The sequence below is a fragment of the Modestobacter sp. SSW1-42 genome (genome assembly GCF_046635825.1).
Taxonomy (GTDB): domain Bacteria; phylum Actinomycetota; class Actinomycetes; order Mycobacteriales; family Geodermatophilaceae; genus Modestobacter.
Genome location: NZ_JBISCA010000003.1, coordinates 323,540 through 340,549 on the forward strand (window position 1 = coordinate 323,540; position 17,010 = coordinate 340,549).

Here is a 17,010-nt window from a genome sequence, read left to right on the forward strand (position 1 = left end):
CCTGATCACCGTCTGCGGGCGCCGGGCGCCGGGCCCCGGGCACCGGGCACCGGGCACCGGGCGACGGACGGCGGCCGGCCCCTGCCGCGGGTGCAGCAGGGGCCGGCCGGCGGGACGGCGCGCGTCGCTACAGGTACTGCCCGGTGTTGGTCGCGGTGTCGATGGCGCGGCCGCTCTCGGCGCCCTTGCCGCTGATGAGCGTGCGGATGTAGACGATCCGCTCGCCCTTCTTGCCCGAGATCCGCGCCCAGTCGTCGGGGTTGGTGGTGTTCGGGAGGTCCTCGTTCTCCTTGAACTCATCGACGCAGGCGGCCATCAGGTGCCCGACCCGCAGCCCACCCACCCCGGTCTCCAGGCGGTCCTTGATCGCCATCTTCTTCGCCCGGTCGACGATGTTCTGCAGCATGGCGCCGGAGTTGAAGTCCTTGAAGTACAGGACCTCCTTGTCACCGTTGGCGTAGGTGACCTCCAGGAAGCGGTTCTCCTCCGACTCGGTGTACATCCGCTCGACCGTGCTCTGGATCATCCCGGCGATGGTCGCCTCGCGGCTGCCGCCGTGCTCGGCCAGGTCGTCGGAGTGGATGGGCAGCGTCGTCGTCAGGTACTTGCTGAAGATGTCCCGCGCCGCCTCGGCGTCGGGCCGCTCGATCTTGATCTTCACGTCGAGCCGGCCCGGGCGCAGGATCGCCGGGTCGATCATGTCCTCGCGGTTGGAGGCGCCGATGACGATGACGTTCTCCAGCCCCTCCACGCCGTCGATCTCGCTGAGCAGCTGGGGCACGATCGTGCTCTCCACGTCGGAGGAGACGCCGGACCCGCGGGTGCGGAAGATCGAGTCCATCTCGTCGAAGAAGACGATGACCGGCGTGCCCTCGCTGGCCTTCTCCCGTGCCCGCTGGAAGACCAGGCGGATGTGCCGCTCGGTCTCGCCCACGTACTTGTTGAGCAGCTCGGGGCCCTTGATGTTGAGGAAGAACGACTTCCCCTGGCTGCGGTCGGAGTCGCCGTTGAGCTCGGCGACCTTCTTGGCCAGCGAGTTGGCCACCGCCTTGGCGATCAGCGTCTTCCCGCAGCCGGGCGGGCCGTACAGCAGGATGCCCTTGGGCGGGCGCAGCTCGTACTCGCGGAACAGGTCCGCGTGCAGGAACGGCAGCTCCACGGCGTCCCGGATCTGCTCGATCTGCCGGGACAGGCCCCCGATGTCGGTGTAGTCGATGTCGGGGACCTCTTCGAGGACCAGCTCCTCGACCTCGCTCTTGGGGATCCGCTCGTACACGTAGCCCGAACGGGACTCCAGCAGCAGCGAGTCGCCGCTGCGCAGCGGCTGGCCCTCCAGGGAGTCGGCCAGCCAGACCACGCGCTCCTCGTCGGTGTGGCCGATGACCAGCGCGCGCCGCGGGATGCCCGGCACCGGCTCGAGCAGCTCCTTGAGCAGCACGACGTCACCGGCCCGCTCGAAGCCGCGGGCGGCCACGACGTTCATCGCCTCGTTGAGCACGACCTCCTGGCCGTGCTGCAGCTCGTCGACCGCGACCTCCGGGGAGACCGCGACCCGCAGCTTGCGACCGCCGGTGAACACGTCGACCGTGCCGTCGTCGCAGCGGTCGAGGAAGACGCCGTAGCCCGACGGCGGCTGGGCCAGCCGCTCGACCTCCTCCTTCAGCGACACCAGCTGGTCGCGCGCCTCGCGCAGCGTGCCGGCCAGCTTGTCGTTGCGCTCGGAGAGGAAGGCCGCGCGGGCCTCCGCCTCGGCCAGCCGCTCCTCCAGCGCGCGCACCTGGCGCGGGCTGTCGGACACCTTGCGCCGCAGCAGGCCGATCTCCTCCTCGAGGTAGGAGATCTGGCTGACCAGTGATGCGACGTCACGCTCACGCCGCGCACGGAACTCGTCGGGACCCAGGGCCATGGCGCACCTCCACACACATCGGGGGGAGCATCGGAGCAAGCTCTGCGGCCAATCTATACACGCCGGGACCGACCGTGCCGCCGTTGGAGAACAGCCGCGCGCGGCGGGTCCCGGCGTCGTCCACCGGACACGTGCGGGCGCTCCCGCCGGGGTCAGGGGAGCTTCTTGCGGCGCTGCCGCATGGGCGCCACGGCCCCCTCGGCGAGCCGCCGGGCGGTGACCAGGAAGGCGGTGTGGGCGACCATCCGGTGCTCCGGGCGCACCGAGAGGCCCTCGCTGTGCCAGGGGCGCAGCAGCGTCTCCCAGGCGTAGGGCTCGGTCCACAGCCCCTGGGCGCGCAGCGCCTCGACGTAGACCGACAGCTGGGTGGTGGTGGCCACGTACCCGACCAGGACGCCGCCGGGCCGCAGCGCGGCGGCCACGGTGGGCAGGACCGCCCACGGCTCGAGCATGTCCAGCACGACGCGGTCGACGGTCTCGGTGGCCGGGTGCTGGTCCAGGTCGCCCAGCCGCAGCGACCAGTTGGCCGGCACCTCGCCGAAGAAGGCGCCGACGTTGCCGCGGGCGACGTCGGCGAAGTCCTCCCGGCGCTCGTAGCTGGTGAGGGTGCCGTGCTCGCCGACCGCGCGCAGCAGCGAGCAGCTCAGCGCGCCGGAGCCCGCGCCGGCCTCGAGCACCCGCATGCCGGGGCCGATGTCGCCGAAGCCGACGATCTGGGCGGCGTCCTTGGGGTAGATGACCTGCGCGCCGCGCGGCATGGAGAGCACGAAGTCGGCCAGCAGCGGGCGCAGCGCGAGGTAGCCGGTGTTGGCCGTGGAGTGCACGACCGAGCCCTCGGGCGCGCCGATGAGGTCGTCGTGGGCGATGGCGCCGCGGTGGGTGTGGAACTCCTTGCCCGGCTCCAGGACGACGGTGTGGTGCCGGCCCTTGGGGTCGGTGAGCTGCACGCGGTCACCGACGACGAACGCGCCCTCGACCGGCTCGGCCGGGGTGGCGGGCACCGGGTCGCCCTCGACGACCACCGGCTCCAGCGGGACGTCGGCCAGCACCTCGCTCGTGGTCGGGGTCCGGTCGGGGGTGTCCTGCGGGTGCTCGGTCTCGTCGCTCACGTACGAGGAGGGTACGGACGACGAAACGCCGGGCCGCCGGGGCGGACACGCGGAACTGTCGGCCCCCCGACCTAACCTCGGACCCATGACGGCGACCCTGGCGACCGACCAGTCCCTGGAGACCCTCCCGGCGGGGGCGACGGCGGCGAGCGCGGACGCGCGCGCGACGGCTGCCGACACCGCCCCGCGGCGTCCCTCGCTGTCGCCCTCCCGCGCCGCGGACTTCAAGTCCTGCCCGCTGCTCTACCGCTTCCGCACCATCGACCGGCTGCCGGAGAAGAAGTCCCGGGCCGCCGTGCGCGGCACCCTGGTGCACGCGGTGCTGGAGAAGCTCTACGACCTCCCGCCGGCCGAGCGCACCGTCGCCGCGGCGCAGACGCTGGTCGAGCCGGCCTGGGCCGAGCTGCGCGAGGAGCCCGGCGTCGCCGAGATGTTCGCGCTGCCCGAGGGCGCCGAGCCGCCCAAGGAGAAGGACACCCTCGAGGCGTGGCTGGCCTCGGCCGGGGAGCTGGTCGAGACCTACTTCCGCCTGGAGGACCCGACCCGCATCCAGCCCGCGGGCCGGGAGGAGCTGGTCGAGGTCACCCTGCCCGACGGGCTGTTGCTGCGCGGGTACGTCGACCGGCTCGACGTCGCGCCCACCGGCGCGCTGCGGGTGGTCGACTACAAGACCGGCGGCATGCCGCGCGAGGCATTCGAGGGCAAGGCGCTGTTCCAGATGAAGTTCTACGCCCTGGTGCTGTGGCGCACCCGGGGCGTGGTCGCCGCCCAGCTCAAGCTGCTCTACCTCAAGGACGGCGACGCGCTGACCTACTCCCCCGACGAGGCGGAGCTGCTGCGCTTCGAGCGCACGCTGCAGGCGATCTGGTCGGCGATCGAGCGGGCCGTGGCCACCGGCGACTTCCGGGCCAACAAGAGCAAGCTGTGCAGCTGGTGCGACCACCAGGCGCTGTGCCCGGCGTTCGGCGGCACGCCGCCGCCGTTCCCCGCCGAGGCCGCCGCAGCCGCCGGCTGGCGCACCACCCTGGCCGTCACGCCCGTCTGAGGTCCGGCGGCGGGGCCGCCGGCGCTCAGTCCTGCGGTCCCGCGTCCGGACCGAGGTCGTGCAGGAGGACGGTGACGAAGCCCAGCTCCCGCCGCCAGCCCCGCACCCAGGCCTCGCGGTGGTCACGGGCGGCCGCCAGCGCCTCGTCCCGCTCCGGACCGGGGCCGGTGTCCTGCAGCGCCCAGGCGACGAGGGAGCCGGTCCAGGAGAACTCGTACTCGTCCCACTCCCCCAGCGTGCTGACGTGCCCGTAGCCGGGCTCGAACCCGTATGCGCGGGCACGGTCGAGGAACCCGGGCAGGTCCGTCAGCCCGCCCGGCCAGTCGCCGAGCACCTCCTGGGCCGCCGCGGAGGGCGGGCCCTCCCAGATGCCGTCGCCCAGGAGCAGCTGGCCGCCCAGGCGCAGGTGCCGGCGGGCCGCGGTCAACGTGCCGTCCAGCCCGCCGAAGGCGTGGGTGGCGCCGACGCACAGCACGACGTCGAACGTGCCGCCGGTCCAGCCGGTCGCGTCGGCCTGCTCCCAGCGCACCCGCCCGCCCAGGCCCCGGGCGGCCGCGGCCACGCCGGCGTCGTCCGGCAGGTCCAGGTCGACGCCCACACCGGTGGTCGAGGGACGTCGGGCGAGCAGCTCGGTCAGCCACACCCCGTGACCACAGCCCAGGTCGACCACCCGGCCACCGGGGGGCACGGTGACCCGGTCGAGCAGCGCCCGCAGGCTCTCCGGGGACACCGGCGCGGCGATGGGGTGGTGCGCGTGGGTGATCGCGGAACGGTCCATGCCCCCACGCTGTCAGCCGGGCCGGCCGCGGGCGACCGGGTTCCGGTGCCCGACGGGCGCGGAGGCGCAGCGCCCTCCCCACCGGGCCGGCGCCACCGTCGCGGTCAGGAGCTGGCGACCATCGCGTCCAGGTCCTCGACGGTCAGGCCCTGCAGCGACGGGCGCAGGGTCAGTCCGGGCTGTGGTTGCAGTCGCTGTACCAACGGCACGCCGAGGACGGCGACCCCGGCGGCCAGGCCGGCCGTCGTCCCGACCTCGGAGTCCTCGACCACGAGGCTCGACCCGGGGTCGACCCCCAGGTCGGCCATGGCCTTCAGATAGGGCGCGGGGTCCGGCTTGCGCAACCCGGCCTCGTCGCCGCAGACGGTGACGTCGAAGAGGTCCTCGCCCAGCTCGGCGGCGATCCGATCGAGCACGAGGGTGGCCACCCGCCGGGGCGTGGTCGTCACCAGCGCGCTGCGCAGCCCGGCGGCACGGACGGCGACGAGCAGGTCGCGGGCGCCGGGCCGCCACGGCATGCCCCGGCTGGTCATCAGCGCGGCGGTCTCGTCCTCGATCCAGCGGGCGTCCGCGTCGATGTCCTGCGCGGCCGGGTCCAGCCCCAGGTCGGCGTAGATGATCTGCATGCTTGCGAGCATCGACGTCCCGGCGGTGCGTTCCCGGGCCTCGGCGGACAGCGTGCCGCCCCGTCGTGCGGCCAGGGCGTACATCGCCTCGCCCCAGAGGTCCTCGGTCTCCACCAGCGTCCCGTCCATGTCGAACAGCACCGCTTGCAGTCGCTGTAACGAATCAGACGGGGCAGCGGCGGAGGTCGACGTCACGCTGGGCAGTCTAGGGACCGGCCACCCGGCGTCCCGCCGGTCGACTCAGGCCGCGCGGGTGCCGGTCATCGTCGCGAACACGATGACGTTGTCCTCGTAGCTGCGGGCCGCCGAGTCGAAGGCACCACCGCAGGTGATCAGGCGGAGCTGGGCATCGGGGGTGTTGCCGTAGACCTCGATGGTCGGGAAGTCGTCCTTGGGGTGGACCTCGACGCGGTCGACGGCGAAGACGGCGACCGTCCCGTCGGCGCGGGTCACCTCGACCTCGTCCCCGGCCTGCACCGCACCGAGCTCGAAGAAGACGCCCGGTCCGGCCGCGGCCGAGTCGACGTGCCCGAGCAGCAGGGCCGGGCCGACGGCGCCGGGTGCGGGGCCGCGCTCGTACCAGCCGACCTGGTCGTCGGGCCCCAGCGGCGGCACCTGGACGGTCCCGTCGTCGTTGAGGCCCAGCCGCAGCAGGTCGCTGGTCACCCCGATGGCCGGCACGCTCACCGACACCGGCTGGGCGACCTGCTCGACCGGGGCCGTGGTGGCCTCGGCCGGCGGAGCAGCCGGGGCGACCGGGGACGGCGCCGCGGACGACGGTGCCGGCGCCGACGACGTCACGCCCGGGTCGGCGCTCACCGCGGGCTGGGGTGCCTTCTGCTGCCCGGTGACCACGATGACCACGGCGACGAGGGCCACGACGGCCAGCGCCACCGCCAGCAGCGTCCACGTACGGGAACTCGGCCGGCGGCCGGTCTGCTCGCTCACGGTGGTCCTCCTGGGTGGGGGGGGTCGGGCTGGATCGTGCGGAGAAGAGGGAGACGGGCCGCGCGGGGAGGTCTCCCCGCGCGGCCCGAGCCGGACCAGGCCTGGTCGGCCTGGTCCGAACCGGATCAGGCCTGGTCGGCCTGACGACGGCGGTAGGCGACGGCACCGGCGGCGACGGCACCGACGGCGGCCAGGGCACCGACGCCCACGGCCGTGGTGTTCTCGGTGCCGGCGGTGGCACCGGCACCGGTCTCCGCGCCACCGACCGGCGCGGCACCCATCTGGGCGACCTCCAGACCGCCACAGGCGACGGGGATGGTGGCCTCCATGGGCAGCGACGGGTCGAGGTCGCTCTTGACGTCACCGTCGTAGGTGCCGGAGCTGTCCTTGTCCGCACCATGCAGGACCAGCACGGCGGTGCCGTCCTCGAACGCCTTGTGGACGTCGTCGGTGACCTCGAAGGTGCGCTCGTAGCTGATCGTGCCGTTGTCGGCGGTCGGGAAGCGGTCGACGGCCAGGCCGCTCTCCGGGCTGGTGTCACCCGAGGTGGTCAGCGAGGTGCCGATGGCGCCGTAGTACTTGGCGGCCTCGGTGACGCTGACGAAGCCGTCCTTGTCCGCGTCGTCGGCGAGGTCGTTGGTGGGGCAGGTGCCCATGGCGCCGATGTGGAAGTGCTGGGCGTGCGGCGCGCCGGCCGTGAGGCCCTTGGCCTCGATCATCACCGTCGCGGAGTTGCCGTCGAGGGTGACCATGCCGGTGCCGGTGACGCCGGAGGTGTTCACCGAGCCGAGGCTGGCCTGGTAGCTGTGCGCGCCCTCGTGGGCAGAGGCGGCGGTCATGGTCAGCAGCGGGAACGCCGCGGCGATCGCCAGGGTCGGGAGTGCGTATGCCTTGCGCATGGTGTGCTCCTCGTTCTCGGAGTGCTGCCACGCCCTCCCGGGCGGTGCAGCGGACGGCGGGTGGTCGCCGCTCGCCCTCATCGTCGGTGGGCGCGCCGGTGCGCCCGCCGTGGAACTGGTCCGGTCGTCCGGACCGCCGACAGGTCCCCCCAGCGGATCTCCCGCTGCCGCGCCGACTGCACCGTCTTCGCAGCGAGGTGGTGGATCGGTTCAGTGCTGACTGAGATCGCGCTGTGCGACCCCCGCCGAGGACCCCGGCCGAACCGGAAGTCCGGTCGTCTACGAACACCTGCCATGACCACCCCGCGAGCGCTGCCGCCCCGTCGCCGGACCCCCGCCGGCCCGCGCCGGTGGCAGTCGTTGCTGGTCGTCGTGCTGGCCGCGGCGTTCGTCGGTGCCGGCACCTTCCCGGCCCAGGCGCACGACGGGCTGGTCGGCACCGTCCCGCTCAACACCGAGCTCCTGACCACCGCCCCGGCGACGGTGGAACTGGACTTCACCGCGGAGCAACTGCCGCTGGGCACCGAGGTCCTCGTGACCGGCCCGGACGGCGCCCCGGTGTCCACCGGCCCCGCCGAGATCCGCGGCACGACCGTCGTCCAGGCGCTCGCGGCGTCGCTGCCGGCCGGTGAGTACGGCGTCGAGTGGCGCAGCACCTCCTCCGACGGGCACGCGCTCACCGGCAGCTTCGTCTTCACCGTCGCGGCCGCCGACCCGGCCGCCGCCGCGCCCACGACACCTGCCGCGAGGGCCGACCCCGGGACGGCGATCGCGGGTGACCCGCAGCCGGCGTCGGCCGACCGGCCCGCGGACGGCGGTCTGCCCACCGGCTGGCTGGTGGCCGCGGTCCTGGCGCTGGCCGGCATCGGTGCGCTCGTCGCCGTCCGGCTGCGCAGGCGGGCATGAGCACCACCGCGCCGGCCTCGCCGCTGCGCCAGGCGCAGCCGCCTGCGCCGGTGACCGACCGGACCACCCGTCGGACCGTCGCCTGGCTCGCCGCCGGGGCCGCCCTCGTGCTCGTGCTGCTCGGCGGCCTGGCCGTGGGCGGCGCCGACGAGGCCGTGCCCGACGGGCTCAGCGACGCCGGCCCGCTGGTCGAGCAGGGCGCCGCCGTCGTCACGCTCATCGGCCGGATCGCCGCGATCGGCACCATCGGTGCGCTGCTCTTCGCCGCCGTCCTGCTGCCCGGCCGGGCGGGTGCGCTGGCGCCGGCTGCGCGCCGGGCCGTGCGTGCTGCGTCGGCCTGGGCGCTGCTGTGGGCGGCCGCGACCGCGCTGGGCGCGTTCCTCACCGTCTGCCGGCTGGTCGGGCGCTCACCGGCATCGGTGCCGTGGTCCGCGGTCCGGGTCTTCGCGCTGGACACCGGCGCGGGGCACGCCGTCCTGATCGTCGCGGCGCTGACCGTCGCCGTCGCCGCGGGGGCGCGTCGCTGCTGCGGCGTGCTCGGCGCCGGTGCGCTGCTGGTCGGCGCGCTCGCCGCGGTGGTGGTGCCGGCCGTGCTCACCGGGCACTCCTCGGCCGCCGAGGACCACCTGCTCGCCGTCACGACCCTGGCCGTGCACGTCGTCGGGGCGAGCCTGTGGATCGGCGGCCTCGTCGCCCTGCTGGTGTTCGGCCGCCACGACGAGCAGCTGACCACCGCGGCGGGCCGGTTCAGCCGCCTGGCGCTGCTGTGCCTGCTGGCCACCGGGCTCACCGGGCTGGTCGCCGCCTCGGTGGTCCTCGGTGGTCCCGGCGCCGTGGTCGACGCCCTGGGCACCGGCTACGGCTGGCTGCTGCTGGGCAAGACGCTCGGTCTCGCCGTCCTCACTGTCCTGGGCTGGCAACACCGCCGGCGCACCGTGCCGCAGCTGCGGGCCGGGCGGCCCGGCGCCTTCCGTCGCTTCGCCGTCGTCGAGGTGTTCGTCATGCTGGGCACCGTCGCCCTGGCCGTGGCGCTGAGCTCGTCCCCTCCCCCGGCCGCCGCGCCGCCGACCGCGGCCACCGTGCCGGCCGACGCGGCCCCGGGCGCCCCGGCGGGCACCGCGACCCCGGCGACCGCCCCGGACCCGATGGCCGGTCACGACCACGGCCCGCTCACCGTCGGCGTGCTCGTGGACGACACCCGCTTCCACGTCGCCCACCCGGTCGCGGCCGGGTCGCGGGTCACCGTGTTCAACGGCAGCGACCGGGAGGTCAGCCTCACCGCCGACGACGGCTCCTTCGACGTCACCGTCCCCGCCGGCTCGCTGATGACCTTCCCGGCTCCCGCCCAGCCCGGCGAGCACCCGTTCACCAGCCGCCACTCGACGTCCTACGCAGACGTCCTCGTCGTCGAGTAGCGACCGGGTCCCGGGAGAGCACAGGCCACCCTCCAGCGTGCCGATCATGGTCGTGACGCTGCGACCACGGACGACCTGGAGGTCCTGTTCCGCATCGCCGCAGAGCTGGAGACCTGGGAGGAACGGACTGCCGGGGTCCCGGCCCCGCTGACCCGGGAGCGGTTCGAGGCGCGGCTGGCCCGGACCGCCGACGGCGACCCCGCCGAGAGCGGCACCACCTTCGCGGTCGACGTCGACGGTGCAGCGGTCGGCAGCGCGGCACTGTCCGGGCTCGACGGGTACGCCCGCCACGCCGAGGTGGGGATCAGCCTGCTGCCCGAGGCCCGGGGCCGCGGCATCGGGGCCTCGGCCATCAACCAGCTCGTGGAGTTCGGCTTCCGGCGGTGGGACCTGCGCCGGGTGCACCTGCAGGCGATCGCGTCGAACACCGGCGCGATCCGCGCCGACGAGAAGGTCGGGTTCGTGGTCGGGGGCCGGCTCCGTGAGCACGCCTTAGTCCGGGGTGCCTACGAGGACGTCGTGCTGATGGGGCTCCTCCGCTCCGACTCCGTCCCCGGCGCGTGACCCGCCCGGCCCCGGTGCAGGGCCCCGCCGCGAGCTTGCTCGTGGTAGGGGGCACCGGGGTCCTTCATTCGTCCTCGGTGCGGTAGCCCAGGTTGGGTGACAGCCAGCGCTCGGCCTCGGCGACGGTCCAGCCCTTGCGGCGGGCGTAGTCCTCGACCTGGTCGCGGCCGACCCGGCCCAGGACGAAGTACCGGGACTGCGGGTGGGAGAAGTACAGGCCGCTGACCGCGGCACCCGGCCACATGGCCATGCTCTCGGTCAGCTCGATCCCCGTGTTGTCCTGGACGTCGAGCAGGTCCCAGATCGTCTGCTTCTCGGTGTGCTCGGGGCAGGCCGGGTAGCCCGGCGCGGGCCGGATGCCGGCGTACCTCTCCGCGATCAGCCCGTCGGCGTCCAGCTCCTCGTCGGGGGCGTAGCCCCAGAACTCGGTGCGCACCCGCTCGTGCATCCGTTCGGCGAAGGCCTCGGCCAGCCGGTCGGCCAGCGACTCCAGCAGGATCGCGTCGTAGTCGTCGTTGTCCTTCTTGTACTGCGCCACCCGCTCGGCCGAGCCGAGGCCGGCGGTGACGGCGAAGGCGCCGACGTGGTCGGGCAGCCCGGTCTCCCGGGGCGCGACGAAGTCGGCCAGCGACTTGCGGGGTGAGCCGTCGCGGCCCTCGGTCTGCTGGCGCAGCTGGTGCAGCGTGGCGCGCACCGCGGTGCGGGTCTCGTCGGTGTAGACCTCGATGTCGTCGGAGCCGACCTGGTTGGCCGGGAACAGCCCGAACACCCCCGACGCGCGCAGCCACCGCTCGGCGATGAGCTGGTCGAGCATCGCCTGCGCGTCGGCGTAGAGCCGGCGGGCGGCCTCGCCGGTGGTCGGGTTGTGCAGGATGTCGGGGAACCGGCCGCGCATCTCCCAGGCGTTGAAGAACGGCTGCCAGTCGATGTACTCCCGCAGCTCGGCCAGCGGGTAGTCGGCGAAGGTCTTCACGAACTGGGTGGCGTGCCCGGCCGGGTGGTCGCAGACCGGCCCGGCGCACACGTCGCGGCTCTGCTGCAGCAGCATCCGCGGGCGCGGCGGCCGGTAGTCGGTCCAGTCCAGCGGGGTCGCCGCGGCACGGGCCTCGGCCAGCGGCAGCAGCTTGCGGGTGTCGGTGCGGGCCGCGTGCCGCTCCCGCAGCGTGGCGTACTCGGCGTCGGTGGCGGCCAGCAGGCCCGGGCGCTGCTCGTCCGAGAGCAGCGCGGCGACGACCGGCACCGAGCGGGAGGCGTCCTTGACCCAGATGACCGGGCCGGAGTACTTCTGGGCGACCTTGACCGCGGTGTGCGCGCGCGAGGTGGTCGCCCCGCCGATGAGCAGCGGGATGGTGAAGCCCTGCCGCTCCATCTCCGAGGCGAGGTTGACCATCTCGTCCAGCGACGGGGTGATCAGCCCGGACAGCCCGATGACGTCGGCGCCCTCGGCCTTGGCGGCGTCGAGGATCTTCTGCGCCGGCACCATCACGCCCAGGTCGACGACGTCGTAGTTGTTGCACTGCAGGACGACGCCGACGATGTTCTTGCCGATGTCGTGGACGTCGCCCTTCACGGTGGCCATGACGACCTTGCCGTTGCTGCGCTCGGCGTCCCCGGGCTGCTTCTCCGCCTCGATGTAGGGGATCAGGTGCGCGACGGCCTTCTTCATCACCCGGGCGCTCTTGACCACCTGGGGCAGGAACATCTTGCCGGCGCCGAACAGGTCACCGACCACGTTCATCCCGGCCATCAGCGGGCCCTCGATGACCTCGATGGGCCGGCCGCCGCGCGCGCTGATGTCCTGGCGCAGCTCCTCGGTGTCGGTCTCCACGAACTCGTCGATGCCCTTGACCAGGGCGTGGGTGATGCGCTCGCCGACCGGCAGCGACCGCCACTCCTCGGTGGCCACCTCGCGGGCGGCGCCGTCGCCGGCGAAGTCCCCGGCGATCTCCAGCAGCCGCTCGGTGGAGTCCGGGCGCCGGTTCAGGACGACGTCCTCGATGCGCTCGCGCAGCAGCTCCGGGACCTCGTCGTAGACCTCCAGGGCGCCGGCGTTGACGATGCCCATGTCCATCCCGGCCGCGATGGCGTGGAACAGGAAGACCGCGTGGATCGCCTCGCGCACCTTGTTGTTGCCGCGGAAGGAGAACGAGACGTTGGAGACGCCACCGGAGACCAGCGCGCCGGGCAGGTTCGCCTTGATCCAGCGGGTGGCCTCGATGAAGTCCAGCCCGTAGGTCGCGTGCTCCTCGATGCCGGTGGCCACGGCGAAGACGTTGGGGTCGAAGATGACGTCCTCGGCCGGGAAGCCGACCTGCTCGGTGAGGATGTCGTAGGCCCGCCGGCAGATCTGCGTGCGCCGCTGCAGCGAGTCGGCCTGGCCGTCCTCGTCGAAGGCCATGACCACGACCGCGGCGCCGTACTTGCGGCACAGCCGGGCCTGGGCGACGAACTCCTCCTCGCCGTTCTTCAGCGAGATCGAGTTGACGATCGCCTTGCCCTGCACGCACTTGAGGCCGGCCTCGATGACCTCCCACTTGGAGGAGTCGATCATCGTGGGGACCCGGCAGATGTCGGGCTCGGTGGCGATGAGCTTGGTGAAGCGGTCCATGGCCGCGACCCCGTCGATCATCCCCTCGTCCATGTTGACGTCGATGACCTGCGCGCCGGCCTCGACCTGCTGGCGGGCCACCGCGAGGGCCGCCGGGTAGTCGCCGGCCTTGATCAGGTTGCGGAAGCGCGCCGAGCCGGTGATGTTCGTGCGCTCGCCGACGTTGACGAACAGCGAGTCCTCGGTGACGGTCAGCGGCTCCAGGCCCGACAGCCGCAGCGCCGGGGCGACCTGTGCGGGCGTGCGCGGGGCGGTGCCGGCCACGGCGGCGGCGATCGCCGCGATGTGCGCCGGCGTCGTGCCGCAGCAGCCGCCGACGAGGTTGACGAACCCGGACGCGGCGAACTCGCCGATGATCGCGGCGGTCTCCTCCGGCGACTCGTCGTACTCACCGAAGGCGTTGGGCAGCCCGGCGTTGGGGTAGCAGGACACGAACGTGTCGGCGACCCGCGCCAGCTCGGCGATGTAGGGCCGCATCTCCTTGGCGCCCAGGGCGCAGTTGAGCCCGACCAGCAGCGGGCGCACGTGCCGCACCGAGTGCCAGAACGCCTCGGTGACCTGCCCCGACAGCGTGCGGCCCGACGCGTCGGTGATGGTGCCGGAGATCATCACCGGCCAGCGGCGGCCGCGCTCCTCGAACAGCGTCTCCAGCGCGAAGATCGCGGCCTTGGCGTTGAGGGTGTCGAAGATCGTCTCGACCAGCAGCACGTCGGACCCGCCGTCGACCAGGCCGTTGGCCTGCTCCAGGTAGGCCTCGACGAGCTCGTCGTAGGTGACGTTGCGGGCGCCGGGGTCGTTGACGTCGGGCGAGATGGACGCCGTCCGGCTGGTCGGGCCGATCGCGCCGACGACGTAGCGCGGCTTCTCCGGCGTGCTGGCCGCGTCGGCCGCGGCGCGGGCGAGCCGGGCCGAGGCCAGGTTCAGCTCGTAGGCCAGCTCCGCCATCCCGTAGTCGGCCAGCGAGATGCGGGTGGCGTTGAAGGTGTTGGTCTCCAGCAGGTCCGCGCCGGCGTCGAGGTACTCGCGGTGGATGCCGCTGATGACCTGCGGGGCGGTGATGCTGAGCAGGTCGTTGTTGCCCTGGACGTCGCTGGGCCAGTCGGCGAACCGCTCGCCGCGGTAGCCGGCCTCGTCGGGCCGGTCGCGCTGGATCGCCGTGCCCATCGCGCCGTCGAGGACCAGGACCCGCTCGCGCATGGCGGCGGTCAGCGCCGCGGTGGCGTCGGGTCGCAGCTCGGCGGGGGTGGGCGCGGGGAACTGGGGCACGGGTGCGTCCTCGGGTCGTCGATCGGGCACGGGATCACGGGCGTCCGGCGCCAGGGCCCTGGCAACGCCGACGGGCAGCAGCGCCGCGTCGTCCTCGAACAACTCCCCGATCGTCCCACTTCCGTCCAGCCCGTTGCCGGACGACGTCCCGGTGTCCCTGGCCGGGCCGCCGGGAGCCGGACCCGGTGGCGGGATCGACGTAGGCTCGACAGGTGATCGATCCGAAGTCCGACGCAGACGACCTGCCCGAGCTGGACGACCCCGTGGTCGTGGTGGCGTTCGAGGGGTGGAACGACGCCGGGGACGCCGCCACGGGTGCCGTGGAGCACCTGGAGCTCATCTGGGACGCCACCCCGCTCGCCGCGCTGGACCCCGAGGACTACTACGACTTCCAGGTCAACCGGCCCACCGTCTCCCTCGTCGACGGCGTCACCCGCCGCCTCGAGTGGCCGACCACCCGCATCTCGGTCGCCAAGCCCCCGGGCAGCGACCGGCACGTCGTCCTCATCCGCGGCATCGAGCCGAACATGCGCTGGCGCAGCTTCTGCGACGAGCTGATCGAACTGTGCCAGGAGCTGGGCGTCACGACCGTCGTCGCCCTCGGGGCGCTGCTGGCCGACACCCCGCACACCCGCCCGACACCGGTCAGCGGCTCGGCCTACGACGCCGAGTCCGCCCGCAAGTGGGGCGTGGAGACCTCCCGCTACGAGGGGCCCACCGGCATCCTCGGCGTCTTCGCCGACGCGTGCGTGCAGTCGGGCCTGCCGTCGGTGAGCTTCTGGGCCGCGGTGCCGCACTACGTCTCCCAGCCGCCCTCGCCGCGGGCCACCATCGCCCTGCTGACCCGGGTCGAGGAGGTCCTGGAGCTCACCGTGCCGCTGGGCGCGCTGCCGCAGCAGGCCGACGAGTGGGTGACCACGGTCGACGAGATGGCCCAGGAGGACGACGAGGTCGTGGAGTACGTGCGCTCGCTGGAGGAGCGCGCCACCGCCACCGACCTCTCCCAGGCCAACGGCGACCAGATCGCCCGCGAGTTCGAGCGGTACCTGCGCCGCCGCGGCAGCACCGGCGGCGCCAGCTAGCCGATTGCGGGCCCGACGGGCTGGTGGTGGTCGTCCTGGGGGACGGCCGCCACCAGCCCGTTCCCGTCTGCAGCCTCTGCCGCCTCAGCGGCCGGGCAGGGTGGCCAACGACTGCGAGCGGCGGGCGACGAGGTCGGCGTAGGTGCCGTCGCGCTCGGCGAAGCGGTGCATGCGCACGCCCTCGACGAGCACCTCCTGCGGTGTCGGGTCCTCCGCCAGCAGGGCCATCACCTCGTCGAGGTAGCCGGCCAGCGGCAGGGCCGCGGGGTTGACCCGCTCCTGCCCGGCGGTGGCGACGGCGGGCGGCACGATCTCGGCCACCTCCACGCCGGTGCCGGCCAGCTGGGCCCGCAGCGCCTCGGTGTAGGCGTGCACCCCGGCCTTGGACGCCGCGTAGCTGGGCATCAGCGGGAAGGGCAGGAACGCGATCCCGGAGCTGACGGTGAGCACCGTCCCGGCGCCGCGGGCCAGCAGGTGCGGGGTGAAGGCGTCCACGACCCGGATGGTGCCGAGCAGGTTCGTGGCGATCGTCGTCTCGGTGGCGGTGATGTGCGCGGGGTCCCGGAGGTCCTCGGTGAGCATGACACCGGACATCGTGACGACGACGTCGAGGTCGGGGTGCGCGGCGAGCACCTCGTCGCGGGCACGGAGCACCGAGGCGGGGTCGGTGACGTCGACGGCGACGGTGTCCATCCCCTCCACCGGCTGCGGGTGCCTGCCCCCGACGACGACGGTGCTGCCGGCGTCGGCGAACCGCTGGGCCAGGCCCCGCCCGATCCCGGACGTGCCGCCGACGACGAGCACGGTGCGCTGGCTGATCTGCATGGTGACCTCCTCACGGTCCCCGGGAGGTCCGGGGCACCGCCGACCACGCTGTCCCCGGCTGCCCGGCGGTGGAGATGCCCGGCGGGTCCGGGGAGTGGCAGGACCCCCTCTCCCCCACCGGCCCGGGGCTACGGTCGCGGCGATGGACCGCGACGAGGACAGCAACCGGCTGGGCGCCTACCTGACCGCCCGGCGCGCCCTGGTCACCCCCGAGCAGGCCGGCATCCCGCCGGGCCTGCACCGCCGGGTGGCCGGGCTGCGGCGGGAGGAGGTCGCGCTGCTGGCCGGGATCAGCGCCGACTACTACCTGCGGCTGGAGCGCGGGCGGGACCGCAACCCCTCCGAGCAGGTGCTCACCGCGCTCGCCCGCGTGCCGCAGCTGGACGAGGTCGAGCACCGCTACCTGCTCGAGCTCGCCGGGCCGCGGCGCCGGACCCGCCCGCGCCGGAGAGCCGAGACTGTCCCGGCACGGCTCACCCACCTGCTGGCCGCCGTCGACGTCCCGGCGTTCGTCGAGGGGCGGGCGTTCGACGTGCTGGCGGCCAACCCGCTCGCGACGGCGCTCAACCCCCGGGTGCGGCCGGGTGAGAACCGGCTGCGCTCGCTGTTGCTGGACCCCGGCGAGCGCGACTTCCACACCGACTGGGAGACGGCCACCGCGGAGTTCGTCGGGTCGTTCCGCCGCTCGGTCGACGACGCCGTGGACGACCCGCGGGTCGTGGAGCTGGTCGGTGAGCTGTCCCTGGCCAGCGCCCGCTTCCGCGGTCTGTGGGCGCGGCACGACGTCTCCCGGCTGCGCGGCGGCACCACCGACGTCCACCACCCGGTGGTCGGGGCGCTGCACCTGCACCGGGACAAGCTGCCCGTCGAGGACGTGACGCTGGTCCTCTACTACGCCGACACCGGCAGCGAGAGCGCGGAGAAGCTGCAGCTGCTGGCCGCGCTCACCACGCCGTCCGGGGACCACCTCGGGCTGGACGGTGCCTCCGAGCGGGGGTGACATCGGTGCACCCGATCTCGGTGACCGGCCGAC

At 73.8% G+C, this 17,010-nt stretch carries 13 protein-coding genes and 1 pseudogene; 6 read left to right on the forward strand and 8 right to left on the reverse strand.

All coding sequences use genetic code 11. The features are described 5' to 3' along the window. Positions 1-127: 127 nt before the first annotated feature. Together arc and ACGBYP_RS11810 are read right to left on the reverse strand one after the other, a co-directional pair. Positions 128-1,906 carry a proteasome ATPase gene (gene arc, locus ACGBYP_RS11805; RefSeq protein WP_411584244.1) on the reverse strand — a complete coding sequence of 593 codons (1,779 nt, stop codon included), beginning with the start codon at positions 1,904-1,906 and terminating at the stop codon, positions 128-130. Positions 1,907-2,058: 152 nt separating this feature from the next. Continuing rightward, positions 2,059-2,928 (reverse strand): tRNA (adenine-N1)-methyltransferase, encoded by an 870-nt coding sequence (locus tag ACGBYP_RS11810; protein ID WP_411585225.1) that lies wholly within the window; start codon positions 2,926-2,928, stop codon positions 2,059-2,061. Between the two features lie 172 nt (positions 2,929-3,100). Between ACGBYP_RS11810 and ACGBYP_RS11815 the strand changes: the two genes are divergently transcribed. Continuing rightward, positions 3,101-4,060, forward strand: coding sequence for a RecB family exonuclease (locus ACGBYP_RS11815; protein WP_411584246.1), 960 nt, complete (start codon positions 3,101-3,103; stop codon positions 4,058-4,060). A gap of 25 nt (positions 4,061-4,085) precedes the next feature. On the opposite strand, the gene ACGBYP_RS11820 is transcribed toward ACGBYP_RS11815, so the two are convergent. The 4 genes from ACGBYP_RS11820 to ACGBYP_RS11835 form a co-directional block, all read right to left on the reverse strand. After that, positions 4,086-4,838: an SAM-dependent methyltransferase gene (locus ACGBYP_RS11820; RefSeq protein ID WP_411584248.1), complete on the reverse strand. Its 753-nt coding sequence runs from the start codon at positions 4,836-4,838 to the stop codon at positions 4,086-4,088. Positions 4,839-4,942: 104 nt separating this feature from the next. Then, positions 4,943-5,659 carry an HAD family hydrolase gene (locus tag ACGBYP_RS11825; RefSeq protein ID WP_411584250.1) on the reverse strand — a complete coding sequence of 239 codons (717 nt, stop codon included), beginning with the start codon at positions 5,657-5,659 and terminating at the stop codon, positions 4,943-4,945. Positions 5,660-5,704: 45 nt separating this feature from the next. Beyond that, on the reverse strand, positions 5,705-6,412 hold the full coding sequence (locus ACGBYP_RS11830; protein ID WP_411584252.1) for a class F sortase: 708 nt from the start codon (positions 6,410-6,412) through the stop codon (positions 5,705-5,707). 125 nt (positions 6,413-6,537) lie between these two features. Next, entirely contained in the window at positions 6,538-7,311 is a 774-nt protein-coding gene (locus ACGBYP_RS11835; protein WP_411584254.1) for a hypothetical protein, read from the reverse strand. Positions 7,312-7,605: 294 nt separating this feature from the next. Between ACGBYP_RS11835 and ACGBYP_RS11840 the strand changes: the two genes are divergently transcribed. The 3 genes and pseudogenes from ACGBYP_RS11840 to ACGBYP_RS11850 all read left to right on the forward strand — a co-directional run. Beyond that, positions 7,606-8,217 carry a copper resistance protein CopC gene (locus ACGBYP_RS11840; protein ID WP_411584256.1) on the forward strand — a complete coding sequence of 204 codons (612 nt, stop codon included), beginning with the start codon at positions 7,606-7,608 and terminating at the stop codon, positions 8,215-8,217. After that, complete coding sequence (locus ACGBYP_RS11845) at positions 8,214-9,632, forward strand: copper resistance D family protein (RefSeq protein ID WP_411584258.1); 1,419 nt, start codon at positions 8,214-8,216, stop codon at positions 9,630-9,632. Before ACGBYP_RS11840 ends, ACGBYP_RS11845 begins: the two co-directional genes overlap by 4 nt. Before the next feature lie 72 nt (positions 9,633-9,704). Further along, a pseudogene (locus ACGBYP_RS11850) lies at positions 9,705-10,196 on the forward strand (GNAT family N-acetyltransferase); the annotation flags it as partial. Positions 10,197-10,260: 64 nt separating this feature from the next. Here ACGBYP_RS11850 and metH read toward each other — a convergent pair. Beyond that, positions 10,261-14,070 carry a methionine synthase gene (metH, locus tag ACGBYP_RS11855; RefSeq protein ID WP_411584260.1) on the reverse strand — a complete coding sequence of 1,270 codons (3,810 nt, stop codon included), beginning with the start codon at positions 14,068-14,070 and terminating at the stop codon, positions 10,261-10,263. Positions 14,071-14,282: 212 nt separating this feature from the next. On the opposite strand from metH, the gene ACGBYP_RS11860 reads away from it, so the two are divergent. Further along, positions 14,283-15,152, forward strand: coding sequence for a PAC2 family protein (locus ACGBYP_RS11860; protein ID WP_411584262.1), 870 nt, complete (start codon positions 14,283-14,285; stop codon positions 15,150-15,152). An 84-nt stretch (positions 15,153-15,236) separates the two neighbouring features. Here the strand turns inward: ACGBYP_RS11860 and ACGBYP_RS11865 are convergent, their stop codons facing one another. Continuing rightward, the gene (locus ACGBYP_RS11865) at positions 15,237-15,977 is read right to left on the reverse strand and encodes an SDR family oxidoreductase (protein WP_411584264.1); all 741 of its coding nucleotides are present in this window, start codon (positions 15,975-15,977) and stop codon (positions 15,237-15,239) included. 142 nt (positions 15,978-16,119) lie between these two features. Here ACGBYP_RS11865 and ACGBYP_RS11870 point away from each other — a divergent pair, with 142 nt between their 5' ends. Then, complete coding sequence (locus ACGBYP_RS11870; protein WP_411584266.1) at positions 16,120-16,977, forward strand: helix-turn-helix domain-containing protein; 858 nt, start codon at positions 16,120-16,122, stop codon at positions 16,975-16,977. The last annotated feature ends 33 nt before the right edge of the window (positions 16,978-17,010 follow it).

Coding starts and splice junctions, on each gene's coding strand:
- arc (WP_411584244.1), bottom strand. CDS start 1,906: ATGGCCCTGGGTCCCGACGAGTTCCGTGCGCGGCGTGAGCGTGACGTC.
- ACGBYP_RS11815 (WP_411584246.1), top strand. CDS start 3,101: ATGACGGCGACCCTGGCGACCGACCAGTCCCTGGAGACCCTCCCGGCG.
- ACGBYP_RS11820 (WP_411584248.1), bottom strand. CDS start 4,838: ATGGACCGTTCCGCGATCACCCACGCGCACCACCCCATCGCCGCGCCG.
- ACGBYP_RS11835 (WP_411584254.1), bottom strand. CDS start 7,311: ATGCGCAAGGCATACGCACTCCCGACCCTGGCGATCGCCGCGGCGTTC.
- ACGBYP_RS11840 (WP_411584256.1), top strand. CDS start 7,606: ATGACCACCCCGCGAGCGCTGCCGCCCCGTCGCCGGACCCCCGCCGGC.
- ACGBYP_RS11845 (WP_411584258.1), top strand. CDS start 8,214: ATGAGCACCACCGCGCCGGCCTCGCCGCTGCGCCAGGCGCAGCCGCCT.
- ACGBYP_RS11865 (WP_411584264.1), bottom strand. CDS start 15,977: ATGCAGATCAGCCAGCGCACCGTGCTCGTCGTCGGCGGCACGTCCGGG.
- ACGBYP_RS11870 (WP_411584266.1), top strand. CDS start 16,120: ATGGACCGCGACGAGGACAGCAACCGGCTGGGCGCCTACCTGACCGCC.